General features: G+C 61.5%; 11 protein-coding genes and 1 tRNA gene. 2 read left to right on the forward strand and 10 right to left on the reverse strand.

Going from position 1 to position 10,121, the window contains the following annotated elements; all coding sequences use genetic code 11:
- Positions 1 to 21: 21 nt before the first annotated feature.
- A complete protein-coding gene (locus tag HP499_RS01165) occupies positions 22 to 711 on the forward strand; it encodes a hypothetical protein (RefSeq protein ID WP_172322143.1) in 690 nt (229 codons plus the stop codon).
- 27 nt (positions 712 to 738) lie between these two features.
- Here HP499_RS01165 and HP499_RS01170 read toward each other — a convergent pair whose 3' ends face one another.
- From HP499_RS01170 to rpsB, 6 genes are all read right to left on the reverse strand, one after another.
- The gene (locus HP499_RS01170; RefSeq protein WP_172322144.1) at positions 739 to 1,323 is read right to left on the reverse strand and encodes a DivIVA domain-containing protein; all 585 of its coding nucleotides are present in this window, start codon (positions 1,321 to 1,323) and stop codon (positions 739 to 741) included.
- A 20-nt stretch (positions 1,324 to 1,343) separates the two neighbouring features.
- The gene (locus tag HP499_RS01175) at positions 1,344 to 2,279 is read right to left on the reverse strand and encodes a phosphatidate cytidylyltransferase (RefSeq protein ID WP_172322145.1); all 936 of its coding nucleotides are present in this window, start codon (positions 2,277 to 2,279) and stop codon (positions 1,344 to 1,346) included.
- Positions 2,279 to 2,836, reverse strand: coding sequence for a ribosome recycling factor (gene frr / locus HP499_RS01180; RefSeq protein ID WP_026541491.1), 558 nt, complete (start codon positions 2,834 to 2,836; stop codon positions 2,279 to 2,281). Before frr ends, HP499_RS01175 begins: the two co-directional genes overlap by 1 nt.
- A gap of 102 nt (positions 2,837 to 2,938) precedes the next feature.
- Positions 2,939 to 3,676, reverse strand: a complete 738-nt coding sequence (gene pyrH, locus HP499_RS01185; RefSeq protein ID WP_026541490.1) for a UMP kinase — start codon at positions 3,674 to 3,676, stop codon at positions 2,939 to 2,941.
- A 120-nt stretch (positions 3,677 to 3,796) separates the two neighbouring features.
- Positions 3,797 to 4,633, reverse strand: a complete 837-nt coding sequence (tsf, locus tag HP499_RS01190; RefSeq protein ID WP_026541489.1) for a translation elongation factor Ts — start codon at positions 4,631 to 4,633, stop codon at positions 3,797 to 3,799.
- A gap of 120 nt (positions 4,634 to 4,753) precedes the next feature.
- On the reverse strand, positions 4,754 to 5,623 hold the full coding sequence (gene rpsB, locus HP499_RS01195; RefSeq protein ID WP_172322146.1) for a 30S ribosomal protein S2: 870 nt from the start codon (positions 5,621 to 5,623) through the stop codon (positions 4,754 to 4,756).
- Between the two features lie 408 nt (positions 5,624 to 6,031).
- Between rpsB and HP499_RS01200 the strand changes: the two genes are divergently transcribed.
- Entirely contained in the window at positions 6,032 to 6,541 is a 510-nt protein-coding gene (locus HP499_RS01200) for a murein hydrolase activator EnvC (RefSeq protein WP_172322147.1), read from the forward strand.
- A gap of 69 nt (positions 6,542 to 6,610) precedes the next feature.
- Here HP499_RS01200 and HP499_RS01205 read toward each other — a convergent pair whose 3' ends face one another.
- The 4 genes from HP499_RS01205 to HP499_RS01220 all read right to left on the reverse strand — a co-directional run.
- Positions 6,611 to 7,801, reverse strand: a complete 1,191-nt coding sequence (locus HP499_RS01205; RefSeq protein ID WP_172322148.1) for an acyl-CoA dehydrogenase family protein — start codon at positions 7,799 to 7,801, stop codon at positions 6,611 to 6,613.
- A 133-nt stretch (positions 7,802 to 7,934) separates the two neighbouring features.
- Positions 7,935 to 8,008: transfer RNA gene (locus HP499_RS01210), tRNA-Ile, on the reverse strand.
- Positions 8,009 to 8,093: 85 nt separating this feature from the next.
- Positions 8,094 to 9,290: a glycosyltransferase gene (locus HP499_RS01215; RefSeq protein ID WP_172322149.1), complete on the reverse strand. Its 1,197-nt coding sequence runs from the start codon at positions 9,288 to 9,290 to the stop codon at positions 8,094 to 8,096.
- 109 nt (positions 9,291 to 9,399) lie between these two features.
- Positions 9,400 to 10,121: hypothetical protein (locus HP499_RS01220; protein ID WP_172322150.1), on the reverse strand; the 722-nt coding region annotated here is incomplete at its 5' end.

The following is a 10,121-nucleotide window of genomic DNA, read 5'->3' on the forward strand; positions in this document are numbered from 1 at the left end:
TTCAGGGTGGACAATGACGCCATGTCCGAGGAACCAGGTGTGGCCGGTCCCGAGTCTGCGGTACCCAGGCCGGAGCTCTCGCCGAGCGTCCGCGCGCAATTACTGGCCACGGAACACTGGAGCCTGCTGGCCTCCCGCAGCACCACCCAAGGCGAGGTCCTCACCCGGATCAGCATGTTCCTGACATTCACCTCAGCGAGCCTGCTGAGCGTTGCGCTGGTAGGGAATGCCACCCAATTTTCAGACGCCTTCAGGGCATTCGCGTTGACAGTCCTCAGCATTGACCTGGTGGTGGGCCTCCTCACCCACGTGCGCGTCATGAGCGTGGGAATGGAGGACTTGATGTATGTCCTGGCAATGAACCGCCTGCGGGCGGCCTACGTCGATATGGATCCCGGCATAGGGCCGTACTTGATGGCAGGGGCTCACGACGACGAGGAAGGCGCCAAAAAGACCTACTACTTCCTGGGCGTTCGGAAGGCCTTCAGCCAGGTGGCCGGCAGCAGCATGGTCTTTATGGGGTTCGTGAACGCGGCCTTGATCGCCCTGCTGCTGGGATCGGCCCTCTTGACGGCCGGACTTCCAGCGGTGGCGGCAGTCCCTGTGGCCGTGGTGGCCGCCCTGGTCTTCTTCGGGACGTCCTTGACCCGCGGCCACCGGCGCTACCTGGAGGTATGGAAGAACAATCCGCCGGCGTCCCCTACCGGCTAGCCCTGTACCCGCAACGCGGGGTGTGGACTAGTCAATGGCCGCCATGAGCTCTACAGCGCGGGCCAGGAATGCGTCAACCTGGGCTTCTTCGTAGCCTTCGTTTCCCTTGGCCGCCCGGAAAACGGCGCGACGAACAGTGTCAACGCTCAGGACCTGGTCGTGTTCCAGGTAGCCCACCAGCTCAGCACACAGGGCATCCACGTCCTGGGTGTTGTAGCTGCGTGCGCGCTTGCTGGAAGGCCGCCGGAACCGTTCGCCGTCGGGCCGGTGCAAACGGCCCCGCAGAATCCCGGAGAGTTTGCCGATCTGGCGCAACCAGGCTTCTTCGCCCTGCTGGCTGATCAGGTCATCCCGCTCACGGCGGGCAAACGCATCCTCCAGCCGATCCAGTGCGGCATCAACGCTGTGGGCGTCATAGCCACCCTTGACGGGATCAAAAGCCACGTCCCGGACGTCCACGCTGGCTACCTGGTCAGCAGTACCCACGGGGTTCTCGAACGAGGTCCTGGCGCGCTGGAGGAACTCGTCAACTTGTTTGGCGTTGTAGCCGTACTTGCTGCGCTCCACGCGATCGAACGTGGCGGGAATCTGGCGTCGAATATCCACGGACACTAATTTTCCTTCGTTGATTCTCAAACGCCGCTCAGCAGCGCGAACAGAACATAGGCTACAGGGGCAGCGAACACAATGGAGTCCAAGCGGTCCATCACGCCACCATGGCCGGGCAGGATACTGCTCATGTCCTTAACCCCCAGTTCACGTTTGACCATGGACTCGGCGAGGTCGCCGGCGGTAGCCGCAGCCACCATGCCAACGGCCAGGATCAAACCAACCCACCAGGGCTTGTCGAGGAGGAAGATGCAGGCCAGGACGCCAATGAGCATCGCACCGCCCACGGAACCGGCAAAGCCCTCCCAGGACTTTTTGGGGCTGATTTTGGGAGCCATGGGGTGTTTCCCGAATGATGCCCCAACGATGTACCCGAACGTGTCATTGGAAACCACCAACAGCAGCATGGACGCGATCTGCCATGCACCTTCCGGGATACCGTCCGGCCAAAAACCCACGGGAGTAGGTCCGCCGGCGGTGTGCAAGGACAGGGACGCGAAGCTGATAAGGAAAGGAATCCACGCCAGGGTGAAAACACCGGCGAACACGCTCCGCGGCGCTCCGGCGGCGCTCTCGATGGACCGCCACAGCAGCACGGCCACTGAGCTCGCCGTCAGAGTGAACAACAATCCTTCAAGACCACCAAAGTAGGCCGAAACCGGCATCACCAGGCTGCCAACCATCACGGGGATGATCGGCATCCTGGTGCCCTGGGCTTCGAGAGCCCGGAATACTTCCCACACACCCAACACAGCAAAAGCCGTGGTGAGCAGAACGAACCCCAACGGGAGAAAAAGAAGCCCGCCCAGAACCGCCAGGAGCATGGCGAGCCCGACGCCGATGGCGGCCGGAAGATTCCGGCCTGCCTTTGGCGTGGGGTTCGTCCGTACGCGTCTGGAGCGCTGTGGACTATCGCGTGTCGGGACCCGCCCAGCGGGTGCCGGCTCAGCCTGGTTCATCAGACCTCGAGCAGCTCGGCTTCCTTGCGCTTGAGCAGTTCGTCGATGCTGTCAACGTGCTGCTTGGTCAGGGCGTCGAGCTCCTTCTCAGCGCGGGCACCCTCGTCTTCGCCGGCTTCGCCGTCCTTGACGAGCTTGTCCAGGGTGTCCTTTGCCTTGCGGCGGATGCTGCGGATGGAGACCTTTGCGTCCTCACCCTTGCCCTTGACGATTTTGACGTACTCTTTGCGGCGCTCCTTGGTGAGCTCCGGAATGGTGACGCGGATGACGTTGCCGTCGTTCGAGGGGTTGGCACCAACCTCGGAATCGCTCAACGCTTTCTCGATGTCGCGCAGCGCGGTCTTGTCGTACGGCGTAATGAGGATGGTCCGGGCGTCCGGCACGCCAAAGGAGGCCAGCTGCTGGAGCGGCGTGGGCGTGCCATAGTACTCAACAATCACCTTGTTGTAGAGACCGGGGTTCGCCCGACCCGTACGGATCGTGGCGAAATCGTCCTTGGCTACCTCAACCGCCTTGTCCATCTTCTCGCCGGCTTCGAGCAAGGTCTCTTCGATCACGGGTTTCTCCTCAGAAAATAGTTGCTGCCCAAAAGCAGGCCGCAGTACACAGTAAAGATCCGCCGTGAGAGGCGGACGGTCCTAGAAATATCCTAGCCCTTGCTAGGGAGTAACCAGGGTTCCCAGCGTTTCGCCGAGGATGGCACGGGTTACGTTGCCCTCGCCTTCCATGCCGAAGACCACCATGGAAAGATTGTTGTCCTTGCACATGGTCATGGCCGTCTGGTCCATGACGCGGATGTCGCGACGCAGGGCGTCGTCGTAGCTGAGGACATCGAGCTTCTCAGCTTCGGGATCCTTCTTGGGATCGGCGGTGTATACGCCGTCCACACCGCTCTTGGCCATGAGGACCACGTCGGCATGGACTTCGAGCGCACGCTGGGCAGCCACGGTATCAGTGGAGAAGTAGGGCAGTCCGGCGCCCGCGCCGAAGATGACAACGCGGCCCTTTTCCATGTGGCGGATGGCCCGGCGGGGAATGTACGCTTCGGCAACCTGGCCCATGGTGATGGCACTCTGCACGCGGGTTTCAACGCCAGCCTGCTCCAGGAAGTCCTGCAGGGCCAGGCAGTTCATGACCGTGCCGAGCATGCCCATGTAGTCCGCGCGGGAACGGTCCATGCCGCTCTGGGACAGCTCTGCGCCGCGGAAGAAGTTACCGCCGCCTACGACGATTGCTACTTCGACGTCGGAGACAGCTGCCGCGATCTGCTTGGCAATGGCCCGGACGGTCTCAGGATCGACGCCGAGCTTGCCGCCACCGATCACCTCACCGGAAAGTTTCAGAAGTACACGTCGGCGGGTCTTCTCGGGCTGGATTGCAGTGTTGACGGTTTCCATGGTGCCTCCCGTTGGTGGACTCTGGCTAGATTATCGTGCTGGGGGTCCGCGCAGGTACTACCCGGACGGGTGCATGAAAAAGGGGCGGCCACCGAAGTGACCACCCCTTTTCATGAATTACTAGTTTCCTACGCGGAAACGGGTTACTGCAGTTGCCTTGACGCCGGCTTCTTCGAGGACCTGCGCAACAGTCTTCTTGGAATCCTTGGCGAATGCCTGGTCAACCAGAACTTCACCCTTGTAGAAGCCCGTCACGCGGCCTTCAACGATCTTCGAAAGAGCAGCTTCGGGCTTGCCTTCAGCCTTGGCGGTCTCTTCGGCGATACGGCGCTCGGACTCGACCAGTTCGGCCGGAACGTCGTCGCGGGTCAAGTAGTTCGGAGCCATGGCTGCAACGTGGACAGCGATGTCGTGTGCGGCGGTGGCAGCGGCTTCGCCTTCACCGTCAACAGCGAACAGGACGCCGACCTGGGCCGGAAGGTCCTTGGACGTCTTGTGCAGGTAAGCGTCAACCGTGGTGCCCTCAACGCGGGAGATGCGACGGACAACAACCTTTTCGCCGAGGACAGCGCCCTCTTCGACAACAACCTCGGACAACGGCTTGCCGTCGACCTCGGTAGCCAGCAGGGTCTCGAGGTCGGCTGCGCCGGACTCGACTGCAACGTTGAGGACCTTGTCAGCCAGCTGGATGAACTTGTCAGCCTTGGCAACGAAGTCGGTCTCGCAGTTGACCTCGATCATTACGCCAACGCCGCCGTTGACCTTGGCAGCAACCAGGCCTTCAGCAGTTGAACGGCCTTCGCGCTTGGTAGCACCCTTGAGGCCCTTGATGCGGATGATCTCGATGGCCTTCTCGGCGTCACCGTTGGCCTCGTCAAGAGCCTTCTTGACGTCCATCATGCCGGCGCCGGTGCGCTCGCGCAGGGCCTTGATGTCAGCAGCAGTGTAGTTCGCCATGTGAACCCCTCTGTCTAGAAATTTGTGTGTTTACGGACTGACAGGACGGCAGCCCACCGTGTGAGCCGCCATCCTGTCAGTTGCCCCCGATGCTTTTTCGGCATCAGGGAAGGTCCAGATTTACTTGGCTGCTTCGGCTTCGCCGGCTGCAGCTTCAGCAACGGGAGCCTCAGCTGCGGGAGCTTCTGCTGCCGGAGCTTCGGTTGCTGCTGCTTCTTCGGCCTTGCTGCCTTCGAGGAGCTCGCGCTCCCACTCAGCCAGCGGCTCTTCCGGAGCTTCGGTGGTGCCGGTTGCGCGCTGGTTGCGGGCGATGAGGCCCTCAGCTACGGCGTCGGCAACAACGCGGGTGAGCAGGTTGACGGAGCGGATGGCGTCGTCGTTACCCGGGATCGGGAAGTCAACTTCATCGGGGTCGCAGTTGGTGTCCAGGATGGCAACAACCGGGATGTTCAGCTTCTTGGCTTCGTCAACAGCAAGGTGTTCCTTCTTGGTGTCAACAACCCACAGAACCGAGGGAGCCTTGGTCAGGTTGCGGATACCACCGAGGTTGGACTCAAGCTTGGTGAGTTCGCGCTTGAGGAGCAGGAGCTCCTTCTTGGTGTAAGCGGAGCCGGCGACGTCGTCGAAGTTGATCTCTTCGAGTTCCTTCATGCGCTGGATACGCTTGGCGACGGTCTGGAAGTTGGTGAGCATACCGCCCAACCAACGCTGGTTCACGTAGGGCTGGCCAACGCGGGTAGCCTGCTCGGCAATTGCTTCCTGAGCCTGCTTCTTGGTGCCAACGAACAGGACGGTGCCGCCGTGGGCGACAGTAGCCTTGACGAACTCGTAGGCGCGGTCGATGTAGGACAGCGACTGCTGGAGGTCAATGATGTAGATGCCGTTGCGCTCCGTGAAGATGAAGCGCTTCATCTTCGGGTTCCAACGACGGGTCTGGTGTCCAAAGTGGACGCCGCTGTCAAGCAGCTGGCGCATAGTTACGACGGGCATGCCGACGCTCCTTCCGGCAGGTCATTCATGAGAGAGCCCAGGGGGCTGCTCTTACCCTGCCAATAGTTGACGGTTGTTTAGCCTTTGCCCGGATGGGCGTGGCTCCTGGCATCCATTGCACTTCTCATCCGGCGTGGAACCATAAGGCTTGGCCGGACCGCAAGAGGCACAATCCTCCGCAGCCTGAAGCCACATGGCTTCGCTGGTGGAGGGCTGGATACGCGTAGTCAGCCTGGGGCCCTCACATATCTGAATGAGACATGTTCCTGAACAAGCTTGAGGGCACAGCAAACTGCTCCACCAAGTGTACTACAGCGACCCCACTGGTTTGACCGCATCCGCGGCCGGTTGTCCACATACGGCAGCCCTGGGATCGACCCTGGGCAGACACCGCGGGAGGCTGGGTCCATGGCCCTTGCAAAGTCCCTGACAACCCTGCTCGCCGCCCTGGCAATGACGGCGGGTGCGCTCAGCACATCTGCGCCGGGCGCACCTGATCCGGCCACAGCCCGATGGAGTTGGCCACTCTCCCCCAGGCCTGCCGTGCTGCGTTTCTTCGATCCACCGGACAAGCCTTGGCTGAGCGGGCATCGAGGCGTGGATTTGGGGCCGGCCCCCGACGACGGAAAGGTCACCGCGCCTTCGGATGGCGTGGTGACCTTTGCCGGCGTCGTGGTTGATCGGCCGGTCCTGACCATCGATCATGGCGAGGGCCTCAGGAGCAGCTTCGAACCCGTGGCCAGCGACCTCAAACCCGGAGACGCCGTCCGCAAGGGCCAGGTCATTGGCACCTTGGAACCTGGACATTGCCGCGGCACGGCATGCCTGCACTGGGGTGTTCGCCGCGGCGAGGATTATCTCAACCCGCTGGGGTTCGTGGTGGACTTGCGCCCGTCAATCCTGCTGCCGCTCTATTGATGCCCTGCCCGGCATGGACCTGCCCAGCCTGGACCTGCCCAGCCTGGACCTGCAGTGTTCGCTAGCCCTTTAGACGATGGCCGACACACCCGTAATCGCCCGACCTGTGACCAGGGTGTTGATTTCGTGCGTGCCTTCGTAGGAATAGATGGCCTCGGCATCTGAGAAGATCTTGGCCATACCGTAGTCCGTGACAATCCCATTGCCGCCAAGGATGCTGCGGCCCAGGGCAACACTTTCGCGCATGCGGGCGGTCGTGAACGCCTTGGCCAGGGCCGACTGCTCGTCCTTGGCAACTCCGGCGTCTTCGAGCTGGGCCAGGCGAACCATCATGCCCATTGAGGCAACGGTGTTTCCGAGAATCTGGACCAGTTGGTTTTGCACCAGCTGGAAGGCGGCCAGCGGGCGGCCGAATTGCTGACGTTCCACGGCGTAGCTGCGGGCGACGTCAAAAGCTGCCATCTGAAGTCCAACAGCCTGCCACGCGACGGCCAGGCGGGTGACCTTGAGGACCTTGTTCGTGTCACGGAAGCTGTTGCCGTTGGCCAGTTTGAAGAAGTCCGGAACCACCACATTGTCCAAGATGATGTCCGCGTTCTGCACCGTGCGCAGGGAGATCTTGTTCTCGATCTTGGTAGCAGAGAAGCCGGGCAAGGTGGTGTCCACCAGGAATGCCTTGACCTGGTTGTCGTCCACATCCTTGGCATAAATGACCACCCAGTCGGAGAAGGTAGCGTTGCCGATCCAGCGCTTGGCGCCGTTGAGGATCCAGTTACCGCCATCGCGCTTTGCCGTGGTGCGGGTGCCGCCGGCAACGTCGGAGCCACCCAGCGGCTCGGTCAGGCCGAAGGCGCCGATCTTCTTCAGCGAGTAGATGTCCGGGAGCCAGGCATCCTTCTGCTCCTGGGAAGCGAGGGCCTCGATGGAGCCAGTGAAGAGACCGTCGTGGACGCCCATGAAGGTGGCAATGGATGCGTCCGCGCGGGTCACCTCAGCATGGAGCATGCCGGCGAACAGATTGGAGTACCCCTGGCGGCGGACAGGACTGACGAGGTCCAGTTCACCCAGCTTGGGGATGAGGTCCATGGGAAACTCACCGCGGTTCCAGCAGTCCACAGCGATGGGCTTGACCTCACGGGCAAGAAACTCCCGGACCTCGGCCAGCCGGTCCTGCTCTTTTTCCGTCAGCATCTGCTCGAAGGCGTAGAAGTCGCCGTCGGCGTACGGAAGATTGGCGGCGTCGAATGCAGCGTTGGACATTTTCGCTCCTTCACGGTGGTCACCTGCGACCAAGACTAAGTTACTGATGAGTAACTTACCGCATATAAGGGGGAACGCAAAAGAGCCGCAGCCGGCAATCATTGATTGCCGGCTGCGGCTCTTGCGTGAGATGTAGGGCTACTCGGACTTGAACCGAGGACCTTAGGATTATGAGTCCCGCGCTCTAACCAGCTGAGCTATAGCCCCGTGATACCCGGTCCGGCCGCTGTGGAAACAGCAGAACCGGGCAAAGCACTCCAGCAATTCTAATAGCTGCCGGGGAGTGCTTTTGTCACACCACCTTGTCCTCGTAGGAGGCCCCGCGGTAGAGGTCCTCGAACGTCTGGAGGGTGCCGTTGATGCTGTGCGGCTCCACCATCTCCCGGCTCAGCTTGCCCATGGCTTCCAGCTCATGCTTGGGAAGTTCCAGCAGCTTGGTGATCTTGGCTGCCAGTTCATCACTGTTGTTCGGTGTGAAGAGGTAGCCGTTCTCCCCGTCGCGGACCAGGTGCGGCAGTGCCATGGCGTTGGCCAACAGCACGGGAGTGGAGGCAGACATGGCTTCCAGGGTCACCAGGGACTGGAGCTCCGCGGTGCCGGGCATGCAGAAGATATCCGCCTTGATGTAGGCCTCGCGCAAATCGTCGTCGCTCGCCAGCCCGAGGAACCTCACCCGGTCCCCCAGGCCCAGCTTCGCCACCTGCGCTTCAAGGGCAGGACGGACTTCGCCACCGCCCACAATTTCCAGGTGCACGTTCAATTCGCGTGGCGTCTTGGCCACGGCGTCAATGAGGACGTTGACGTGCTTTTCTTCCGCCAAACGTCCGGCAAAGAGCACCGTAGGGTTGGCGTGGGGCTCAATGGTCTCACCGGGCTGGAGCTCGTAGGCGGAGGAGTCAATGCCGTTGGAGAGCGGCAGGACCTTGCGCAGGAACGCATGCTGATGCATGGCTTTGGCAGCAAGTGGCGTGGGCGTGGTGACTACGTCCGCCTGGCCCATGACCTTGCCCATGTCCTTCCAGGAAATGCGGCCAACAATATCCTTGAACCATTGCGGGAACGGCAGGAACGGGTTCAGGTTTTCCGGCATGAAGTGGTTGGTAGCAACCACCCGGATGCCGCGCTTCACGGCCTCGTACAGGACGTGTTCGCCAATCATGTAGTGGCTCTGGATGTGGACAACGTCCGGCTGGACTTTGTCGAACAGCAGGCTGATTTCCTTCTTGATTTCCCAAGGGAAGCAAATACGGAAGTACTCATGGGTAAAAACACCGTGGGAACGCAGCCGGTGGACTGTGGCTTCGTCGCGGAACTCCGTGTAGCTCTTGCCCGTGTCCGGCCGGCAGGCCAACACATGGACGTTGTGCCCGCGTGCCGTCATCCCCTTGGCCAGGCGATAGCCGAACTGTGCGGCACCGTTGACATGCGGCGGATAGGTATCCGCGGCTATCAGAAGGGTAAGGGGCTTGGTGGTGTCGGGAATGGTCACGTGGAGAACTCCTGATGGTCACGGTGCGGACAGTACTGCTTGTGGCACTACTGCGGTGTCGCCGGGTTGCCGGTCCGCTTACAGCGGCGGCGCAAGGTAAAGCTCTGCCCTAGGCCTTCTTGCTGGAAGCCGCCTTCGCGTCCTTCTTGCGTTTGGTGACTTCCGGATGATGCCGGCTCAGGGCAATAACCCCCACGATAGCAAGCGTAGCGGCCACAGCCATGGCGATGGCCATGACGGCGTGGACATCGGGACGAAGCTCACCAAGGATCACAATGCCGATGGCAATGCCCACCATGGGGTCAATAACGGTCAGTCCGGCGATGACCAGATCCGGTGGGCCACCTGAGTAGGCGCTCTGCACGAACCAGGAGCCCAGTCCCCCGGCAGCAACGATGGCGATGAGGGTGTACCACTGGACGTTGAGCAGGAACAGGCCGTTGGGATCGAGCAGGTGCTTGCCGATGATCCGGGTCAGTACGGCAACAAAACCGAACAGCACACCAGCCCCGAGGATGTAGACGAAAGCACTCATGCGGTGTTTGAACAGGACGGCCAGCGTTCCGAAGATCCCTACGGCCAACGCCAGCAGCAGGACGATGGTCAACTCGTCCTCGGCGTTGACGTGGTGGTTCTCCTGGGTGACGAATACTGCCAGCAACACGAACAAGGCAGACCCCGTGACGCAGGCGCTGATGGCCACCACGGTTGCACGGTTGATGCTCAGTCCCTGGTCCTTGGCATTGACCACCGTGGTGATCACCAAGGCAATGGCGCCGATGGGTTGCACCACCGTCAGCGGAGCAGAGACCAGGGCGATGGCATTCATCA

Origin of the sequence: Paenarthrobacter sp. CM16, assembly GCF_013179505.1 — a bacterium.
In the GTDB taxonomy this organism is placed as follows: domain Bacteria; phylum Actinomycetota; class Actinomycetes; order Actinomycetales; family Micrococcaceae; genus Arthrobacter.